The sequence below is a fragment of the Delftia sp. Lp-1 genome, from assembly GCF_020523835.1.
Taxonomy (GTDB): Bacteria; Pseudomonadota; Gammaproteobacteria; order Burkholderiales; family Burkholderiaceae_C; genus Comamonas; species Comamonas acidovorans.
Window position 1 is genome coordinate 771,216 of the sequence record NZ_JAJALJ010000003.1, and the last position, 17,875, is coordinate 789,090.

The window sequence follows — 17,875 nt, forward strand, 5'->3', positions numbered from 1 at the left end:
CCGGGCGCCTGGGTGGCTTCAGGGCTTGAGGTGCGTGACCAGGAACTGCTCCATGGCCTCGTAGAACTCGAACTTGTTCTCGTCGTTGTGAAAGCCGTGGCCCTCGTTGTCCTTGACCATGTACTGCACCTCGACGCCGCGCTCGCGCAGCGCCTTCACCACCTGGTCGCTCTCGTCCTTGTTCACGCGCGGATCGCGCGCGCCCTGGGCGATGAACAGCGGCGCCTTGATGCGGTCCACATGCAGGGCCGGCGAGGTGGCGGCCAGGCGCTCCCTGTCGCGCTCGGGATCGCCCACCATGGCGTGCATCTGGTCCAGCAGCGGCTTCCAGTAGGGTGGAATGGTCTTCATGAAGGTGAACAGGTTGGACACGCCCACATAGTCCACGGCCGCCGCATACAGGTCGGGCGTGAAGGCCACGCCGGCCAGCGTGGCATAGCCGCCATAGCTGCCGCCGTAGATGCCGATGCGCGCAGGGTCGGCAATGCCCTGGTCGATCAGCCAGTGCACGCCATCGGTGATGTCGTCCTGCATCTTCAGGCCCCATTGGCCGAATCCCGCTTCCCAGAACGCGCGGCCATAGCCCGTGGAGCCCCGGAAGTTCACCTGCAGCACGCAGAACCCCCGGTTGGCGAGGAACTGCACCTCGGGGTTGTAGCCCCAGCCGTCGCGGGCCCAGGGGCCACCGTGCGGGTTGATGATGCAGGCCAGGTTCCTGGGCTCGCGGCCGGCCGGCAGGGTCAGGTAGCCGTGGATGGTCAGGCCGTCGCGGCTGGTGTAGCTGACGGGCTGCACGCGCGACATGGCGGACTCGGGAATGGCCGGGTTGATGTCGGCCAGCTTGGTCAGCGCATCGGCGGCCGCGTCGTAGATGTAGCGCGCGCCCGGCGTGCGGTCGTTGAAGGCGGCAACGATGAACTTGTCCTCGGCGCGGTTGGCGCCCTGGATGGCGAAGTCGTAGCCCGGCAACTGCGCGGCCAGCCGGCCGTACAGGGCTTCGGTCTCGGCATCGAAGAAGTGGTACTGCGGCTTGTCGGTCTGGTAGGCGGCCAGGGTCAGCACGCGGCGCTTGCGCGAATAGGCGGCTGCGCCCAGATCGACTTCTTCGGGCACGAAGATTTCCTCTTCCTCGTCGGGCCGGGCCGGGTCGATGACCACCAGGGCCAGCTTGTCGCGGCCCCGGTTGGACAGGGCGTAGAGCCTGCGGTCATCGAAGGTGAAGAAGGCCGGGCTGACGCTGGTGCGGTAGTCGGTGGTGATCAGGGGCTGGAACTCGCCGGCCTCGTCGTCGCGGTAGAGCAGGGCGCTGTTCAGGCCGTCGCTGGCCACGGCGGCCCGTACGCGGCCCGCATGGTCGGTCTGCCAGCCGACGATGTTGCCGGGGTTCTGCGCCACCAGTTGCGCCGCGCCCGTGTGCACATTCACGCGGTACACGTCGAAGACCTCGGCATCGCGCTGGTTGTGGCTGATCAGCACATGGTCGGGGTCGTCTTCCAGATCGTCCTCGATGCTGGCGCGCACACCGTCCCAGGGCGTCAGGTCGGTGGCTTCGCCGCTGCGCGCGTTGACCGCCAGCACGTGGAAGTTCTCGTCGCCGCCGAAGTCCTTCTGGTAGAGCACCACATCCGAGCCCTTCCAGAAGAAGTTGCTGATGTCGCGCTCGGTCTCGGCCGTGATGCGGCGCGGCTCGCCCACAGGGGTGCTGCCCTCCAGCGCCTGCACATGGATGTTCATGCGCGCCGGATGGCCGTCCACGCTGACGGGCTGCATGAAGCCCAGCATGCTTCCGTCATCGGCCAGGCGGAAGAAGCCGCGCTCCGGATTGCGGAAGAAGTCCTTGATCGGATAGGCCTGCGGAGCCTGCGCATCGGCGCTGGCATCCCGTGCCAGGTTGAGGATGTGGGCGGCCATGGCGGGGTGTCGGGAAAACGTCGGCAAGGGTGACCTCCTGGGTTGCAGCGGCAGGGGAAAAGGGAGTCGGCCATGATGCCATGGCGATGTATACAAACAGGCGGGTCACTGTCTTTGTTGGGATTGGTTGTATACATTTGATTGGTGTTTTCCCGTGTTTTTGCGGAAAAATGCACCATGAATCGCCTTGGATGTATACATTCACGCCATTCCATCCAGACAAAGCCCCATGAGCCCCCAGCTTGCCCCCGCCGCCTCCGAAGCGGAAAGCCACTCCCAGGTCATCAAGGCCCAGCTGCAACTGCGCGAGATGATTCTTGCGGGCGAACTGCCCGCAGGCGAGCGCATCGCCGAGCTGACCGTGGTGCAGCGCCTGGGCATTTCGCGCACGCCGGTGCGCGCCGCGCTCATGCGGCTGGAGCAGGAAGGCCTGCTCGAAGCCATGGCCGGCGGGCGCGGCTACCGCGTGCGGCTGTTCTCCGAGGCCGATGTGGCCGATGCCATCGAGCTGCGCGGCACGCTGGAAGGCCTGGCCGCGCGCTGGGCGGCCGAGCGCGGCGTGGCCGAGCCGCTGCTGGCCCAGGCCGGCCGCTGTCTGGATGCCATCGACCGTGTGCTGGAGACGGCCGACTGGGGCGATGAGGCCTTCTCGCGCTATGTGGCGCTGAACTCCGAATTCCACGACCTGCTGCACTCCATGGCCGGCAGCAGCGTCATGCAGCGCGAGCTGGAGCGCGTGGTGCGCATGCCCTTCGCCTCGCCTTCGGGCTTTGTGCTGGCGCGGGCCGAATCGCCGCGTGCGCGCCACAGCCTGATGGTGGCCCAGGACCAGCACCGCCAGGTGCTGGACGCCATTGCCGCGCGCGAGGGCGCCCGGGCCGAGGCGCTGATGAAAGAGCACTCGCGCATCGCGCGCCGCAACCTGCGCGAGGCCGTGAGCGAGCCCGGCAGCCACGCGGTTCCTGGCGTGCAGTTGATCCGAGCCTGATTCGAGCCCGATCCGCGCTTGATCTGCGCTTGATACGTGCCGGCGGCCTCGGCCGCCCGTGCCCCAGCCACCGCAGCGCCAAGGACTGCGGAACCCACCCATAAAGGAGACCCCCCATGAGCACATTTCCCAAGAACACCTGGTACGTGGCCGCCACGTCCGACGAGATCCAGGACAAGCCGCTGGGCCGTCGCATCTGCGGCGAGCGCATTGCGTTCTACCGCGCGCAGCACGGCGTTGCCGCCGTGGAGGATTTCTGTCCGCACCGCGGCGCGCCCCTGTCGCTGGGCTTTGTCTGCGAGGGCAAGCTGGTCTGCGGCTACCACGGGCTGGAGATGGGCTGCGACGGCAAGACCATTGCCATGCCGGGCCAGCGCGTGCGCGGCTTCCCCGAGATCCGCAGCTATCCCGTCGAGGAACGCCACGGCTTCATCTGGGTCTGGCCCGGCGACAAGGCGCTGGCAGATGCCGCCCTGATTCCGAAGCTGCCCTGGCACGACAACCCCGAATGGGCCTACGGCGGCGGCATGTTCCACATCCAGGCCGACTACCGGCTGATGATCGACAACCTCATGGACCTGACGCACGAGACCTATGTGCACGCCAGCTCCATCGGCCAGGCCGAGATCGACGAGACGCCCTGCAAGACCGAGACGCGCGGCGAGGGCGCCGATGTCGAGGTCGTCACCAGCCGCTTCATGAACGACATCCCCGCCCCCCCGTTCTGGAAGATGGCGCTGCGCAGCAACGGCCTGGCCGACGAGGTGCCCGTGGACCGCTGGCAGGTCTGCCGTTTCACCCCGCCCAGCCATGTGCTGATCGAGGTCGGCGTGGCCCATGCAGGCCACGGCGGCTACGACGCGCCCGACGAGCACAAGGTCTACAGCATGGTGGTGGACTTCATCACGCCGGAGACCGAGGAGTCCATGTGGTACTTCTGGGGTATGGCGCGCCGCTTCAATCCGGGCGATGCCGAAGTCACCGACCGCATCCGCGAGGGCCAGCACAAGATCTTCAGCGAAGACCTGCAGATGCTGGAGCTGCAGCAGCGCAACCTCAGTGCCCACCCCGACCGCAAGCTGCTCAAGCTCAACATCGATGCGGGCGGTGTGCAGTCGCGCAAGGTCATCGACAAATGGATTGCGCAGGAGCAGCAGGCGGCGGCGGTGGCCGCAGCAGCGGCCCAGCCTGCCGCCGCCGTGGCCTGAGGCTGCCGACATGGCCAGGCCAGCAGGCGCGGGCGGCGCCGGGGATGGGGTAACCTCGGCGTGCTTCAACCCCAGGGCCGCAAGGCCTGCCGCCACCGATGGTCCACTCCGCCTCCGATCCGCTTTCCATCGACCTCTACGACCAGCCGGGCCACCTGATCCGGCGCGCGCAGCAGATCGCGGCGCAGCTGTTCCGCGACGTGCTGGGGCCGGACGTGACGCCCGTGCAGTACGCCATCCTGCGCATGCTGCAGGAAAAGCCGGGCATCGACCAGGTGACGCTGGCGCGGCTGGTGGCGCTGGACAACTCCACCACGGCCGACATCGCGGCGCGCCTGGAGGCCAAGGGCTGGGTGCTGCGCGAGATCCTGCCCCGGCGCCAGCGGCGCCTGACGCTCACGGCCGAGGGCGAGACCATGCTGGCCGGCTTCGTGCCCAATGTCCACGAACTGCACGAGCGCATGCTGGCCGCGCTCGAACCCCAAGAGCAGGCCGAGTTCAAGCGCCTGCTGCGCAAGTTCGTGCAACTGCACGACGCACGCGACGCCCTCGACGCTTCCTCATCCGACTGACGGCGGCCCGGCCGCCTCCGCGTCCGAGTCTGCGCGGCCCCGCCTGATCGGGGAAATCCCGGTATCTGGCGCAGATTTTCATTCAGTAAACTGAATCACATTCAGCATACGTAATGATGTGCTGAGAACACAAGAAAGCTTCCACAGAGCTTCAACCCAAGGAGACCCACGATGACTGCCTCTACCCCTGTCCCATGGCTGCAGCGGCCTTGCGCCGCTGCATCGTCCAACTGCCCGTTGCGGGAGCTGCGGCCATGAGCGCCGACCTGCGTGCAAGCGTCGACCAGCGGCCCATGACGCGCTTCCAGTGGTCGGTCATAGCCCTGTGCATGGTGCTCAACATGATCGACGGCTTCGACGTCCTGGTCATGGCCTTCACGGCCTCTGCCGTGTCGGCGCACTGGCAGCTCAGCGGAGCCCAGCTGGGCTTTCTGCTCAGTGCAGGCCTGTTCGGCATGGCGGGCGGATCGCTGCTGATCGCGCCCTGGGCCGACCGGCTGGGCCGCCGGCCGCTGATCCTGGCCTGCCTGGCCCTCTCGGGCGTGGGCATGCTGGGCTCGGCCTTCAGCCACAGCGCCATCCAGCTTGCCGCGCTGCGCGTGCTCACGGGCCTGGGCGTGGGCGGCATCCTGGCCTGCAGCAACGTGATCGCCAGCGAGTACGCCTCGCAGCGCTGGCGCAGCCTGGCCGTCACCCTGCAGTCCACGGGCTACGCGCTGGGCGCCAGCATTGGCGGCTCCATCGCGGTGTGGCTGCTGGGGCGTCATGACTGGCGTGCGGTCTTCCTGTTCGGCGGCTGCGTGACGCTGGGCGTGCTGATCCTGGCCTGGTGGCGACTGCCCGAATCCATGGATTTCCTGCTGGCGCGGCGCCCGGCCGGCGCGCTGCAGCGGCTCAACGCCCTGGTCGGCCGGCTGGGCCTGCCCACGCTGGTGGCGCTGCCGCCTGCCGCGCCCGCATCGGCGGGGCCGGTGCGGCAGGGCCCGCTGCAGCTGTTTGCGCCGGGCCTGCGCCGGCCCACGCTGCTGGTCTGGCTGTCGTTCTTCGCGGTGATGTTCGGCTTTTACTTCGTCATGAGCTGGACGCCCAAGCTGCTCGCCGCCTCGGGCCTCACGCCCGAGCAGGGCGTGACCGGCGGCGTGCTGCTGAGCCTGGGCGGCATCCTGGGCGCCACTTTGCTGGGCCTGCTGGCGGCGCGCTATCCCGTGCACCGCGCACTGGCCGGCTTCATGCTGGCCACGGCCGTGCTGCTGTGCTTCATCGTGAGCAATCCGGGCTCGCTGCTGCTGTCGTACGCGCTGGCCTTCCTGATCGGCGTCTTCGTCAACGGCTGCGTGGCGGGGCTCTATGCCATCGCGCCCATGGTCTATGGCGGCGAGGTGCGTGTGACCGGCGTGGGCTGGGGCATAGGCATAGGGCGCATCGGCGCCATCGTCTCGCCCATGGTCGCGGGCTCGCTGCTCGACGCCTCCTGGTCGGCCAGCCAGCTGTACGTGGGTTATGGCGCGGCCTTCGTGTTCGCGGCCTGCATCGTGTCGCTGCACCGGCTGCAAGGGCCCGAAGCCGGCAGGCCCGCAGCCACGGGCCGCACGCTGTCGGCGCATTGAGCGCGACTTGCAGACAAGAAGGAGAACCCCATGACCGAATGCACCACCATTGCACCCGCCTCCACGCCCGCCTTCCCGCTGGACCAGTGGTATGTCGCCGGCTTTGCCTGGGAGCTGCAGGACGCGCCACTGGCGCGCACCCTGCTGGGCCGGCCCGTCGTGCTGTTCCGCACGCCCGATGGCAGCGTGGCCGCACTGGAAGACCGCTGCTGCCACCGCGAGCTGCCGCTGTCCTGCGGCACGGTGGAGGCGCGCGGCCTGCGCTGCGGCTACCACGGCCTGCTGTTCGACCGCGCCGGGCAGTGCCTGGAGATTCCGGGGCAGCAGCGCATACCGCCCAAGGCCTGCGTCAAGTCCTTCGACCTGCGCGAGCGTGACCAGATCCTCTGGATCTGGATGGGCGCCACGCCCGATTCCGTGCCCGCGCAGGAGCCGCCCGCCTATCCCGTGCACGGCGATGCGCGCTACCGCTTCGGCGGCGATGTCTACCACTACGACGCGCCCTACCAGCTCATCCACGACAACCTGCTGGACCTCAGCCACCTGGGCTATGTGCACCTCAAGACCATCGGCGGCAATGCCGGCGTCCACATGAATGCCGAGCTCAAGGTCCGCCAGGAGGGCGACAGCGTCACCGTGCTGCGCTGGATGCCCGACTCCGACCCGCCGCCCACCTATGCGGCGGCCTGGCCGTTCGCGGGCCGCATCGACCGCTGGCAGGAGGTGGAGTTCCACCCCTCGCATGTGCGCATCTGGACCGGCGCCATGGACGCAGGCAGCGGGCAGCTGGACGACCCGCAGCGCGAAGGCTTTCACATGCGGGGCTTTCACGGCGTGACGCCGGAGACCGAGCATTCGGCCCACTACTTCTGGACCATTGCCACCAACCCGCATCCGGATATGCAGGACACCACGCGCCTGGTGATCGACCAGACGGCCGCCACCTTCGAGGAGGACAAGGTCGTCATCGAGGCCCAGTTCCGCAACCAGCAGCGCTTTGGCGCGCGCCCCGTCATCGACATCCACGTGGACGCCGGCCCCAACCGCGCGCGCCGCGTCATCCACCGGCTGCGCGAGGCCAGCGCCCAGGCGCTGGCGGCGGCCTGATTTTTCCGAACCCCTCCATTCCCACGTTTCCCCATGCAAGCCAACCCCATCCTTCAAGTGCGTGTCGCGCGCAAATGCGCCGAGGCGCAGGACATCTGCAGCCTTGAACTCGTGCCGCTGGACGGCGAAAGCCTGCCCGCCTTCACGGCCGGCTCGCACATCGACCTGCACCTGCCCGGCGGCCTGGTGCGCCAGTACTCGCTGTGCAACGACCCGCAGGACACCGGCCGCTATGTGGTCGGCGTGCTGCGCGAGGCCGCCTCGCGCGGCGGCTCGGCCGCCGTGCACGAACAGGTGCAGGAAGGCCAGCAGATCGCCATTGGCGCGCCGCGCAACCACTTCGCTCTGCATGCGGGCCAGCCCGCACGGCATCTGCTGCTGGCCGGCGGCATAGGCATCACGCCCGTGCTGGCCATGGCGCGCCAGCTGGCGCGCGAGGGTGCCGATTTCGAACTGCACTACTGCGCGCGTTCGCGCGAGCGCATGGCCTTCACGGCCCTGCTGCAGTCGGTGCCCTGGGCCGACCGCGTGCACCTGCATGTGGATGGCGAGGGCGCGCTCGACATGGCGCAACTGCTCGGCGCCCCGCAGGCGGGCCTGCACCTGTATGTCTGCGGCCCGCGCGGCTTCATGGACGCGGCCCTGGGCATGGCACGCACGTCGGGCTGGAGCGAGGACAGCCTGCACTACGAATTCTTCGCGGGCGAGGCCGTGCAGCGCGAGGGCGATGCCGGGTTCGAGATCGAGATCGCCAGCACCGGCCAGGTGGTGCGCGTGGCGCCGGAGCAGACCGTCGTCCAGGCGCTGGCCGGCATCGGCGTGGAGGTGCAGACCTCGTGCGAGCAGGGCGTGTGCGGCACCTGCCTCACGCGTGTGCTCTCGGGCGAGCCCGAGCACCGCGACATGTACCTGACCGAGGACGAACAGGCCGCCTGCGACCAGTTCCTGCCCTGCTGCTCGCGCGCCAAATCCGCCCGGCTGGTGCTGGACCTGTAGGGCTGGACCCGGCCGGCCGGCGCACAATGAGGTTTTCCCCCAAGGCCCGCCCTGTGGCGGCGGGCGCCGCCTTCCTGCCATGCAACCTGCCCTGCTCGTCCTCAACTTCAATACCGAGGCCCATCTGCGCCAGATGGCCCAGGCCTTTCCCTCCTTCGAACTGCTCTACGCGCCCGACGCCGCCCAGTGCGAGGCCGCCATCGCCGAGCACGGCACGCGCATACAGGCCGTGCTGACCATCGGCTCCATCGGCCTGTCGGCCGCGCAGATGCAGCGCATGCCCGCCCTCAGGCTGGTCTGCGCGCTGGGCGCGGGCTACGAGAACATCGATGTCGCCCATGCGCAGGCCCACGGCATTGCCGTGGGCAACGGCGCAGGCACCAATGACGACTGCGTGGCCGACCACGCCATGGGCCTGCTGATCGCCTCCGTGCGCGGCCTGGTGCGCCTGGACCGCGCCACGCGCGACGGCGTCTGGCGCACTGCCATGCCGCTGCCGCCCAATGTCTCGCACAAGCGCCTGGGCATCCTGGGCATGGGCGCTATCGGCGCCAAGATCGCCCAGCGCGCGCTGGGCTTCGAGATGGAGATCGGATACCACAACCGCAGCCAGCGCAGCGAGCTGCCCCACCGCTACTTCGGCGACCTGCTTTCCCTGACGCAATGGGCCGATGTGCTGCTGGTCGCCACGCCGGGCGGCCCGGGCACGCGCCACCTCATCAACACGCAGGTGCTGGATGCGCTGGGCCCGCAGGGCCATCTGGTCAATATCGCGCGCGGCAGCGTGGTCGATACCGTCGCCCTGGCCGCTGCCGTGCGCGAAGGCCGCCTTGCCGGCGCGGGCCTGGATGTCTACGAAAGCGAACCCGCGCCCCCGGCCGAACTGCTGGACCTGGACGCCGTGGTGCTCACGCCCCATGTGGGCGGCTGGTCGCCCGAAGCCGTGCAGGCCTCGGTGGACCGCTTCATCGCCAACATGCGCTGCCACCTGGAAGGCCGCCCGCTGGTCTCGCCCGTCACGGCCTGAAGCTGGATTCAGCCCCTTACCTCCCAAGGGCTGCGGCCAGGTGCAGCAGTCCCATGACCAGGCAGATGGCCGAGGACACATGCCAGAAGCGGTCGCTGTTGTCCGGAAAGCGTGGTTTCAGCCACGGATAGGCCACGGCCCGCGCCACCAGCACCAGGCCGGCCCCGGCCAGCACTGGGCGCATGAAGGGCAGGGGACCCAGCAGGCCCGCGCCTGCCAGCGCATACCCCGCCAGCAGCGACAGCACTACGCCGATGGCCGCCGACACCAGCGGCGGATACCAGTGCCCCGCCTCGGCCATGCGCGCCATGCGCTCGCCGGCACCCATGAGCCGCAGCCCACGTCCCCCCCAGACGATGCAGGCGAAGTGGGCCAGCGCGGTCGCCGTGTCGAACAGGGCGGCGGCCAGGGCCAGCAGTTGCACGCCCTTCACGGCAGGGCTTCCCACGCGCCGGTGTGCTGATGCTTCTTCATGGTGTATTCCTTGGGATTTGCTGCAATGGCCGGCCACTGTAGTGCTTAAACTCCGGGCAGAAAACTCGCCTTGTGCTCAGGTTTTGCCGCATGCCCTCCCATACCTCCGCTACCACTGAATCCCAGAGAAGAAGACAGCCCGTACAGGCCCGTGCGCAGCGCACGCTGCAGGCCATTGTTCAGGCAGCAGCTCAGATTCTGGTCAAGGAGGGCGAAGCCGCGCTCACCACCAACCGCATTGCCGAGCGCGCAGGCGTCTCCATCGGCACGCTCTACCAGTACTTCCCCGACAAGCAGGCCGTCTTCCGCGCCATGGTCGATGGCCAGCGCCGTGCGGCCGTCGCGGCCATCGAGACCTGGCTGGAGCAGGCGTCGGAGCAGGGCCTGCCCCGCGAGGCCGTGGCGCGCGGCGTGGTCGCCTGCATCGTCGAGGGCTTTGCGGGCCGCACGCCTGCGCGGCGCAAGCTGGCGCGCTTTGCCTGGCGGCAGGATGGTGACGAGCGCATTGCCCTGTCCATGCGCGAGACCGCCGAGCGCATGGCCGCCCACCTGCAGCGCTGGGGTGGCCCCTCGCTGTCCTATGCGCGCCTTTACGTGGCCACGCGGGCCGTGCTGGGCACGGTGCGCTTCGCCTCGCTGGAGGCCTCGCCGCTGATCGCCTCGGGCGCACTGGAGGAGCTGCTGTGCGAGATGGGGACAGACATGTTGCTGGGTGGCGCGACGGGTGCGGGAACCGCTGCCTCATCGTTGCCCCCTAGGCAGTAGGGGCTCATTTCGCTGGACCAGCTTCGCAGCAAGGCATGCCTTGATGGGCCGGCTGAAGTCCTGGTCGCCCTTGCGAAGCAAGATGGCGAAAAAAAGGCCCCGCAGAGCGGGGCCTTTTGCTTCTACCGGAGTGTGCGATCAACCGATAGCATTCTAACGAGTTCGCGCGGCAATGGCTTTCTCCGCCACATCCACCAGGTCGGCGCCGACCTGCTGCTTCCACTTGTCGTAGACGGGGCGGGTGGCCTTGACGAAGGCTTCGCGCTCGGCAGGCGTGAGCTGGGTCACGGTCACGCCGTTGGCGGCCAGGTCCTTGAGCAGCGGCTTGTCGGCCTCGATCATGCCCTTGCGCGCGATCACGATCTGCTCCTTGGCGGCGTCCACGGCGGCCTGGCGCACGATGTCCTGGTCTTCCTTGGTCCAGGTGGCCCAGATGTCCTTGTTGACCACGAAGATCAGCGGATCGTTGATGTAGCCCCACAGCGTCAGATGCTTCTGGCCCACGGACTGCAGCTTGGCGGCCATGTAGACCGAGACGGGGTTTTCCTGGCCGTCCACAGCGCCGCTGGCCATGGCGGGCTGGGCATCGGCCCAGCTCATCTGCGTGGGGTTGGCGCCCAGCGCGGTGAAGGTGTCCAGGAACAGCGGCGAGCCCACGACGCGGATCTTCAGGCCCTTGAGGTCGGCAGGGGTCTTGATGGCGTGCTTGGAGTTGCTGATCTCGCGGTAGCCGTTCTCGCCCCAGGCCAGCGGCACCACGCCGGCCTTTTCCAGGCGCTGGAACAGGCGCTTGCCGGGCTCGCCATGCGTGAGCGCGTCGGCGGCGGCGTAGTCGGGCATGAGGAAGGGCAGGGCGAACAGGTTCAGCTCCTTGATCTGGGGCGACCAGTTCAGCGTGGAGCCCACGGCCATGTCGATCACGCCCTGGCGCAGCGCGCTGAATTCGCGCGTCTGGTCGCCCTGGATCAGGGACACGCCCGGGTAGAGCTTGATGTTGATGCGGCCGTTGGTGCGCTCGCGCACCTTGTTGGCCCAGATCTCGCCGCCCTTGCCCCAGGGAAAGGCCGTGCCCAGCACCAGCGACATGCGGTACTCGCTCTTGTACTTGGCCTGGGCATGGGCCATCAGAGGCGCAGAAGACAGGGCCAGGGCCGCTGCTGCGGCCAGGCCGCTGGCGAGGAAGCTGCGAAGTTTCATTGCGAAGGTCTCCTTGTTGAATTTTTGGGAAATCAGTAGCCCAGACGGGCGGGCAGCCACAGGGCGAGCTGCGGGAAGGCGATCACGGCGATCATCACCAGGAACATGGCCAGCAGCATGGGGCCGACCCAGCGCACGGTGGACTCCATGCGCACGCCCGCGATGCGGCAGGACACCATCAGGTTCACGGCCAGCGGCGGCGTGAACTGGCCCAGCGCCACCTTGAGCGTGAGGATGACGCCGAACCACACCGGGTCCCAGTTGTAGTGCTGCATGATCGGCAGCAGCAGTGGCACGAAGATCAGGAAGATGGAGATGCCGTCCAGGAACATGCCCACGGTGATCAGCAGCAGGATCAGCAGCGCCATCACGCCGTACTCGCCCAGGCCCGAGTCCACGATGGCCTTGGCCACCGGATCGATCACGCCCAGCGTGGACAGCGAGAACGCGAAGATGCCGGCCAGCGACACCACCAGCAGGATCACGGCCGACAGCTCGCCGGCCTCGCGCAGGATGGGGTAGAGGTCGCGCAGCGTGATGGTGCGGTGGATCACCATGCCCACGAACAGGCCGTAGAACACGGCCACCACGGCGGCCTCGGTGGGGGTGAACCAGCCGGCTCGCATGCCGCCCAGGATCAGCACCGGAGCGGCCAGGCCCCAGGAGGCCTCCCGCAGGCTGCGCCAGAACGGCGGGCGCGGCATGGACGATTCCAGCGCACCCATCTTGTGCTTGCGCGACATCCACACGGCAGGAATGATCAGCGCCACGCCGGCCAGGATGCCGGGGATCATGCCGGCCGCAAACAGCGCCGGCACCGAGGCGCCGGGCACCAGCACCGAGTAGATGATGAAGGCCACGGACGGCGGGATCAGGATGTCGGTGGCCGCAGCCGCGCCCACCACGCTGGCCGAGAAGCTGCCGGGATAGCCGGCGCGGCTCATGGCCGCGATCATCACGCCGCCCACGGCGGCGGCATTGGCCGGACCCGAGCCCGAGATGCCGCCCAGGAACATGGCCACGGCAATCGCCACCAGGGGCAGCATGCCGGGGCCGCGGCCCACGATGGCCACGGCGAAGTTCACCAGGCGCAGCGCCACGCCAGAGCGGTCGAAGATCGAGCCCACGAGCACGAACATCGGAATCGCCAGCAGCGGGTACTTGCCCAGGCCCGCATAGAAGTTCTGCGGCACGGCCAGCAGGCCGTACCACTGCGTGTCGGGGCTGGCCAGCGCGATGGCGGCGGCGCCCGCCAGGCCCAGGGCCGCACCGATCGGCACGCCCAGGAACATCAGGCCCAGGAAGGCGATGAAGAGTAGGGTTGCGATCATTGCGCCTTCTCCCCGGTGCTGTCATCGAAGGCGCCAGGGCGGCCCTGGCGCTGGAACAGCTGCAGCGCGCGCACCGTGATCAGGGCCGAGCAAATCGGCAGCCACATCGAATACCACCACTGCGGCACGCCGATGCCGGGCGAGGTTTCCTCGAAACGGTAGTCGTCCCAGACCACGCGCACGCTCAGTGCGGCGATCACGGCGAACAGCAGGGCCACCATCAGCGTGCCGAAGCGCGCAAGGCGCTTCCTGCGCAGGGCGCTGCCGCCTTCGGCGAAGTACTCGATGCGGATATGGGCGTTGCGCGCCACGGCCGCCGAGCCCGCGACCATGGCCAGCAGGATCATCAGGAAGACCGAGATTTCCTCGGTCCAGGCGAAGGAGGAGGAGGTGAAGTAGCGCACCAGCACATTGGCGAAGGTGATCAGGGCCAGCAGGGCCATGATCACCACGGTGAGCCAGTCCTCGATGCGCAGCGAACGCGGCTCGTCCGGCTGCGAAGGCGTCTCAGCGGCGCCGTTTTCGGTGGGAGGGGATGACATGGACGCGGGGAGTCAGAAAATTACACATGGCGGGGCAGATGCAGTCACTGAGCTTCCTCGGCGTCGTGTGCCGGGGGCCGTGAGGAAAAAATGTCACATTGGGTAAATGCGGCGCAGCGCCATTATGTGCGCATCCATGCGGTGTGCCAGAGGGGCCATCCCTGCCCCGTCAGGCACCCGTCACGGCCCGGCGGATAATGGCGGGCATGGAAACCAAATGGCTAGAAGATTTCGTCAGCCTGGCTGAAACACGCAGTTTCAGCCGCTCCGCCCAACTGCGGCATGTGACGCAACCTGCGTTCTCGCGCCGCATCCAGGCACTGGAGGCCTGGGCCGGCACCGACCTTGTGGACCGCAGCTCCTACCCGACCCGGCTCACGCCGGCCGGCAAGACCATGTATGACCAGGCGCTGGAGATGCTGCAGTCGCTGCAGAGCACGCGCACCATGCTGCGTGCCCACGTCAGCGCGGGCAAAGGCATGGTGGGTTTTGCCGTGCCGCACACGCTGGCCTTCACTTTCTTCCCGAACTGGGTCTCCAGCGTGCAGGCCAAGTTCGGGCCGTTCCGCAGCCGGCTGTTCGCGCTCAACGTGCATGACGCCGTGATGCGCCTGGTCGAAGGCGGCTGCGACCTGCTGATCGCCTACTTCCATCCGTCCCAGCCCTTCCAGCTTGACCCGGCGCGCTACGAGATGGTCAGCCTGGGCCATGAGGTGCTTGCCCCCTACGCCAAGCCCGACGCCGACGGCCTGCCGCTGCACCAGCTGCCGGGCCGCCAGGGCCAGCCGCTGCCTTATCTGGGCTATGCGCCCGGCGCCTACCTGGGCCGGGTGACAGAGCTCATCCTCAAGGAAGCGGCCGAGGCCGTGCACCTGGAACGCGTCTACGAGACCGACATGGCCGAAGGCCTCAAGGCCATGGCGCTGGAAGGCCATGGCGTCGCGTTTTTGCCGTTCAGCGCCGTGCGCAACGAGCTGGAGGCCGGGCGCCTGGTCAGCGCCGCGCCTGCGGGCGACAACGGTTTTCGCATGGACATGGAAGTGCGCGCCTACCGTGAAAAACCCGCCAGCAAGGACGCGCCCCAGGGCGTGGCCGGCGCGCTGTGGAACTTCCTGCTGGAGCAGGGCGAGACCATCGGCTGACACGCCAAACGGCACGCATCAGGAAAAAAGGGGCTCTCGCAGCCCCTTTTTGCTGCACGTTGGTGCATGCGGGTGCCCGGCAAGAGCCCGACTTGGTGTACGGGTTATGCCTAGGGTAAACACCTATTATGCATAGCATGCATAAGGGCTTTTGCAAACGGCATTGGCTGTGCCACCGGCCCTGGCATTAGAGTGCGCGCACAGCAACCACGCCGTGTGCAGGACCGCCGGTGCGCTGGATCGGGCAAAAAACGCGTGCCATGGCACGGCAGTTGCTTACCTGAATCCGGCTGACGTGCTGGAAAGCCCTAGCACGTCTCGGTGCTCCAGCACCGTGCGTGATTGCACAATATGTGTCACATCGTTGATAGTTCGAGCCAGCCCACAAGGCGACTCGACCGTTCTCATCAAGACCGTTTTCGTTCTCATCTCAGGAGACCCGTATGAAGAAGCATTTGTTGGCCATCGCCGTGACCGCCCTGGCTGCAGGCAGCGCTTTCGCGCAGGCTGGTGACACCCTGGCCAAGATCAAGTCCTCCGGCGCCGTGACGCTGGGCGTGCGTGAATCCTCCGGCCTGGGCTACACGCTGGGCAATGGCAAGTACGTGGGCTTCCACACCGAGATGGGCGAGCGCGTGCTGGCCGACATCCAGAAGGAACTGGGCCTGGCCAAGCTGGACATCAAGTACCAGCCCGTCACCTCGCAGAACCGCATCCCCCTGGTGACCAATGGCACCGTGGACATCGAGTGCGGCTCCACCACCAACAGCCAGGCCCGCCAAAAGGATGTGGCCTTCGCCGTGACCACCTACGTGGAAGAAGTGCGCATCGCCGTCAAGGGCAACTCCGGCATCACCGGCATCAAGGACCTGAACGGCAAGACCATCGTCACGACGACGGGCACCACCTCGGTGCAGACCCTGCGCAAGAACAAGCGCGCCGACGGCCTGACCTTCAAGGAAGTCATGGGCAAGGACCACGCCGACAGCTTCCTGATGCTGGAAACCGGCCGTGCCGACGCCTTCATCATGGACGGCTCCATCCTGGCCGCCAACATCTCCAAGTCCAAGGCACCTGCCGACTACAAGATCGTCGGCGAAACCCTGTCGGTCGAACCCATCGCCTGCATGCTGCGCAAGGACGACCCTGCCTTCAAGAAGGCCGTGGACGACTCCATCAAGCGCCAGATCGCCGACGGCTCGCTGGCCAAGCTCTATGACAAGTGGTTCATGCAGCCGATTCCCCCGGTCAACGTGAAGGTCGGCCTGCCACTGTCCGACGCCACCAAGGACGCATGGGCCCACCCCAACGACAAGCCCATGGAGTCGTACGAAGTCAAGTAAGCACCAGCTGAATGCCGCCCCTTCTGCCATGCGGTTGGAAGGGGCGTTTTTTGTTGCGTCGCCGGTTTTCTGCCGGCACGCATTTCGTGTTTTGAATGAAGGGGTGCTCCTATGAGTTGGGATTGGCAGGTGTTCTGCCAGGACACCATTACCCAAGAGGTCGGTCAAAGCTGCTTCGGCAAGAACGGCGATATCACCTACCTGGACTGGATGCTGTCGGCCTGGGGCTGGACCATTTCCGTGTCGCTGCTGTCGCTGGTGATCGCACTGGTCGTCGGATCGCTGATCGGCACGCTGCGCACTTTGGAGGGCCGGCCGTGGATCGTGCGGCTGGGCAATGCCTGGGTGGAGCTGTTTCGCAATATTCCGCTGCTGGTCCACATCTTCATGTGGTACCACGTGGTTCCGTCCTTTGTTCCTGCGCTGAAGTCGCTGCCGGGCTTCGTGCTCGTGGTGCTGGCGCTGGGTTTCTTCACCTCGGCGCGTATCGCCGAGCAGGTGCGTTCGGGCATCCAGGCGCTGCCGCGCGGCCAGCGCTATGCGGGCATGGCGATGGGTTTCACCACGTTCCAGTACTACCGCTACGTGCTGCTGCCCATGGCGTTCCGCATCATCATCCCGCCGCTGACCAGCGAGACCATGAACGTGTTCAAGAACTCGTCCGTGGCCTTCGCCGTGTCCGTGGCCGAGCTGACCATGTTCGCCATGCAGGCGCAGGAAGAGACTTCGCGCGGCATCGAGATCTATCTGGCCGTCACCGGCCTGTATGTGGTTTCCGCCTTTGCCATCAACCGCATCATGGCCTTCATCGAGAAGCGTTCGCGCGTCCCGGGCCTGATCGCTGCCAGCGGCGGAGGACACTGACATGAACCTGCAAATCGACTGGTCGTTCTTCACCTGGGACCTGTTCAGCAACTTCGTGCTGAAGGGCCTGTACTTCAGCCTGACGCTGACCGTCATCGCCACCATCGGCGGCGTGCTCTTCGGCACCGTGCTGGCGCTGATGCGCCTGTCCGGCAAGAAGTGGCTTGATGTGCCCGCCACGCTCTACGTCAACGGCATGCGCTCCGTGCCGCTGGTGATGGTGATCCTGTGGTTCTTCCTGCTGATGCCGCTGATCATCGGTCGGCCCATCGGCGCCGAGGTCTCGGCCATCATCACCTTCATCGCCTTCGAGGCGGCCTACTTCAGCGAGATCATGCGCGCGGGCATCCAGTCCATCCCGCGTGGCCAGGTCTCCGCGGGCCAGGCCATGGGCATGACCTACGGCCAGAACATGCGCCTCGTGGTCCTGCCCCAGGCCTTCCGCAACATGCTGCCGGTGCTGCTCACTCAGACCATCATCCTGTTCCAGGACACCTCGCTGGTCTATGCCATCGGTGCCTACGACATGCTCAAGGGCTTCGAAGTGGCGGGCAAGAACTATGGCCGTCCCATCGAATCCTATCTGGCCGCTGGCGTGACCTACTTCGTGCTGTGCTACTCGCTCTCGTGGGCAGTCAAGCGCCTGCACAAAAAGATTGCCATCATTCGATGACACACCACCCCCTGAGTCGCTTCGCGCCTTCCCCCTTGAAGGGGGACGACGGCCTTGGCTGCGGGGCGGCCCTTGCTGGCCGTCCCGCCCCCATGACCGCGCCCCTTGTCGGCGCGGCGATGGACAAC

Annotated in this window: 17 protein-coding genes; 12 read left to right on the plus strand and 5 right to left on the minus strand. The window is 67.3% G+C overall.

The features are described 5' to 3' along the window. Positions 1-18: 18 nt before the first annotated feature. Positions 19-1,911: a S9 family peptidase gene (locus LGR64_RS24510; protein WP_230357196.1), complete on the minus strand. Its 1,893-nt coding sequence runs from the start codon at positions 1,909-1,911 to the stop codon at positions 19-21. 229 nt (positions 1,912-2,140) lie between these two features. Here LGR64_RS24510 and LGR64_RS24515 point away from each other — a divergent pair, with 229 nt between their 5' ends. The 7 genes from LGR64_RS24515 to LGR64_RS24545 all read left to right on the plus strand — a co-directional run bounded on the left by LGR64_RS24515 (position 2,141) and on the right by LGR64_RS24545 (position 9,416). Beyond that, positions 2,141-2,899, plus strand: a complete 759-nt coding sequence (locus LGR64_RS24515) for a GntR family transcriptional regulator (RefSeq protein WP_012203281.1) — start codon at positions 2,141-2,143, stop codon at positions 2,897-2,899. Between the two features lie 116 nt (positions 2,900-3,015). Continuing rightward, positions 3,016-4,107, plus strand: a complete 1,092-nt coding sequence (locus LGR64_RS24520; RefSeq protein ID WP_013804187.1) for an aromatic ring-hydroxylating oxygenase subunit alpha — start codon at positions 3,016-3,018, stop codon at positions 4,105-4,107. Between the two features lie 98 nt (positions 4,108-4,205). Next, positions 4,206-4,679: a MarR family winged helix-turn-helix transcriptional regulator gene (locus tag LGR64_RS24525; RefSeq protein WP_230357198.1), complete on the plus strand. Its 474-nt coding sequence runs from the start codon at positions 4,206-4,208 to the stop codon at positions 4,677-4,679. Positions 4,680-4,933: 254 nt separating this feature from the next. Then, a complete protein-coding gene (locus LGR64_RS24530) occupies positions 4,934-6,286 on the plus strand; it encodes an MFS transporter (protein WP_034390336.1) in 1,353 nt (450 codons plus the stop codon). A 30-nt stretch (positions 6,287-6,316) separates the two neighbouring features. Beyond that, positions 6,317-7,393 carry an aromatic ring-hydroxylating dioxygenase subunit alpha gene (locus tag LGR64_RS24535; protein WP_034390339.1) on the plus strand — a complete coding sequence of 359 codons (1,077 nt, stop codon included), beginning with the start codon at positions 6,317-6,319 and terminating at the stop codon, positions 7,391-7,393. Positions 7,394-7,426: 33 nt separating this feature from the next. After that, positions 7,427-8,389 (plus strand): PDR/VanB family oxidoreductase, encoded by a 963-nt coding sequence (locus LGR64_RS24540; protein WP_034390341.1) that lies wholly within the window; start codon positions 7,427-7,429, stop codon positions 8,387-8,389. A 79-nt stretch (positions 8,390-8,468) separates the two neighbouring features. Continuing rightward, positions 8,469-9,416, plus strand: a complete 948-nt coding sequence (locus LGR64_RS24545) for a 2-hydroxyacid dehydrogenase (RefSeq protein ID WP_230357200.1) — start codon at positions 8,469-8,471, stop codon at positions 9,414-9,416. 16 nt (positions 9,417-9,432) lie between these two features. Here the strand turns inward: LGR64_RS24545 and LGR64_RS24550 are convergent, their stop codons facing one another. Further along, positions 9,433-9,864, minus strand: a complete 432-nt coding sequence (locus LGR64_RS24550; protein ID WP_230357202.1) for a hypothetical protein — start codon at positions 9,862-9,864, stop codon at positions 9,433-9,435. A 116-nt stretch (positions 9,865-9,980) separates the two neighbouring features. Here LGR64_RS24550 and LGR64_RS24555 point away from each other — a divergent pair, with 116 nt between their 5' ends. Next, the gene (locus tag LGR64_RS24555; RefSeq protein WP_034390346.1) at positions 9,981-10,655 is read left to right on the plus strand and encodes a TetR/AcrR family transcriptional regulator; all 675 of its coding nucleotides are present in this window, start codon (positions 9,981-9,983) and stop codon (positions 10,653-10,655) included. A 153-nt stretch (positions 10,656-10,808) separates the two neighbouring features. On the opposite strand, the gene LGR64_RS24560 is transcribed toward LGR64_RS24555, so the two are convergent. Genes LGR64_RS24560 through LGR64_RS24570 form a run of 3 tightly spaced genes read right to left on the minus strand, consistent with a single transcriptional unit; the run spans position 10,809 to position 13,725 of the window. After that, positions 10,809-11,852: a DctP family TRAP transporter solute-binding subunit gene (locus LGR64_RS24560; protein ID WP_043819922.1), complete on the minus strand. Its 1,044-nt coding sequence runs from the start codon at positions 11,850-11,852 to the stop codon at positions 10,809-10,811. Positions 11,853-11,884: 32 nt separating this feature from the next. Next, positions 11,885-13,183, minus strand: a complete 1,299-nt coding sequence (locus LGR64_RS24565) for a TRAP transporter large permease (RefSeq protein WP_012203291.1) — start codon at positions 13,181-13,183, stop codon at positions 11,885-11,887. Then, the gene (locus LGR64_RS24570) at positions 13,180-13,725 is read right to left on the minus strand and encodes a TRAP transporter small permease (RefSeq protein ID WP_013804178.1); all 546 of its coding nucleotides are present in this window, start codon (positions 13,723-13,725) and stop codon (positions 13,180-13,182) included. Before LGR64_RS24570 ends, LGR64_RS24565 begins: the two co-directional genes overlap by 4 nt. A 206-nt stretch (positions 13,726-13,931) precedes the next feature. Between LGR64_RS24570 and LGR64_RS24575 the strand changes: the two genes are divergently transcribed. The 4 genes from LGR64_RS24575 to LGR64_RS24590 all read left to right on the plus strand — a co-directional run bounded on the left by LGR64_RS24575 (position 13,932) and on the right by LGR64_RS24590 (position 17,747). Then, positions 13,932-14,867 carry a LysR substrate-binding domain-containing protein gene (locus LGR64_RS24575; protein WP_170962088.1) on the plus strand — a complete coding sequence of 312 codons (936 nt, stop codon included), beginning with the start codon at positions 13,932-13,934 and terminating at the stop codon, positions 14,865-14,867. A gap of 443 nt (positions 14,868-15,310) precedes the next feature. Beyond that, positions 15,311-16,210 carry a transporter substrate-binding domain-containing protein gene (locus tag LGR64_RS24580; RefSeq protein WP_013804177.1) on the plus strand — a complete coding sequence of 300 codons (900 nt, stop codon included), beginning with the start codon at positions 15,311-15,313 and terminating at the stop codon, positions 16,208-16,210. Between the two features lie 111 nt (positions 16,211-16,321). Next, positions 16,322-17,074, plus strand: coding sequence for an amino acid ABC transporter permease (locus tag LGR64_RS24585; protein WP_012203295.1), 753 nt, complete (start codon positions 16,322-16,324; stop codon positions 17,072-17,074). Between the two features lies 1 nt (position 17,075). Next, entirely contained in the window at positions 17,076-17,747 is a 672-nt protein-coding gene (locus tag LGR64_RS24590) for an amino acid ABC transporter permease (RefSeq protein WP_012203296.1), read from the plus strand. Positions 17,748-17,875: the final 128 nt, after the last annotated feature.

Bases quoted from the DNA above. Each gene is read 5' to 3' on its own strand.
- LGR64_RS24510 (WP_230357196.1), bottom strand. From the start codon at position 1,911: ATGGCCGCCCACATCCTCAACCTGGCACGGGATGCCAGCGCCGATGCG.
- LGR64_RS24515 (WP_012203281.1), top strand. From the start codon at position 2,141: ATGAGCCCCCAGCTTGCCCCCGCCGCCTCCGAAGCGGAAAGCCACTCC.
- LGR64_RS24520 (WP_013804187.1), top strand. From the start codon at position 3,016: ATGAGCACATTTCCCAAGAACACCTGGTACGTGGCCGCCACGTCCGAC.
- LGR64_RS24525 (WP_230357198.1), top strand. From the start codon at position 4,206: ATGGTCCACTCCGCCTCCGATCCGCTTTCCATCGACCTCTACGACCAG.
- LGR64_RS24530 (WP_034390336.1), top strand. From the start codon at position 4,934: ATGAGCGCCGACCTGCGTGCAAGCGTCGACCAGCGGCCCATGACGCGC.
- LGR64_RS24535 (WP_034390339.1), top strand. From the start codon at position 6,317: ATGACCGAATGCACCACCATTGCACCCGCCTCCACGCCCGCCTTCCCG.
- LGR64_RS24540 (WP_034390341.1), top strand. From the start codon at position 7,427: ATGCAAGCCAACCCCATCCTTCAAGTGCGTGTCGCGCGCAAATGCGCC.
- LGR64_RS24545 (WP_230357200.1), top strand. From the start codon at position 8,469: ATGCAACCTGCCCTGCTCGTCCTCAACTTCAATACCGAGGCCCATCTG.
- LGR64_RS24555 (WP_034390346.1), top strand. From the start codon at position 9,981: ATGCCCTCCCATACCTCCGCTACCACTGAATCCCAGAGAAGAAGACAG.
- LGR64_RS24560 (WP_043819922.1), bottom strand. From the start codon at position 11,852: ATGAAACTTCGCAGCTTCCTCGCCAGCGGCCTGGCCGCAGCAGCGGCC.
- LGR64_RS24565 (WP_012203291.1), bottom strand. From the start codon at position 13,183: ATGATCGCAACCCTACTCTTCATCGCCTTCCTGGGCCTGATGTTCCTG.
- LGR64_RS24570 (WP_013804178.1), bottom strand. From the start codon at position 13,725: ATGTCATCCCCTCCCACCGAAAACGGCGCCGCTGAGACGCCTTCGCAG.
- LGR64_RS24575 (WP_170962088.1), top strand. From the start codon at position 13,932: ATGGAAACCAAATGGCTAGAAGATTTCGTCAGCCTGGCTGAAACACGC.
- LGR64_RS24580 (WP_013804177.1), top strand. From the start codon at position 15,311: ATGAAGAAGCATTTGTTGGCCATCGCCGTGACCGCCCTGGCTGCAGGC.
- LGR64_RS24585 (WP_012203295.1), top strand. From the start codon at position 16,322: ATGAGTTGGGATTGGCAGGTGTTCTGCCAGGACACCATTACCCAAGAG.
- LGR64_RS24590 (WP_012203296.1), top strand. From the start codon at position 17,076: ATGAACCTGCAAATCGACTGGTCGTTCTTCACCTGGGACCTGTTCAGC.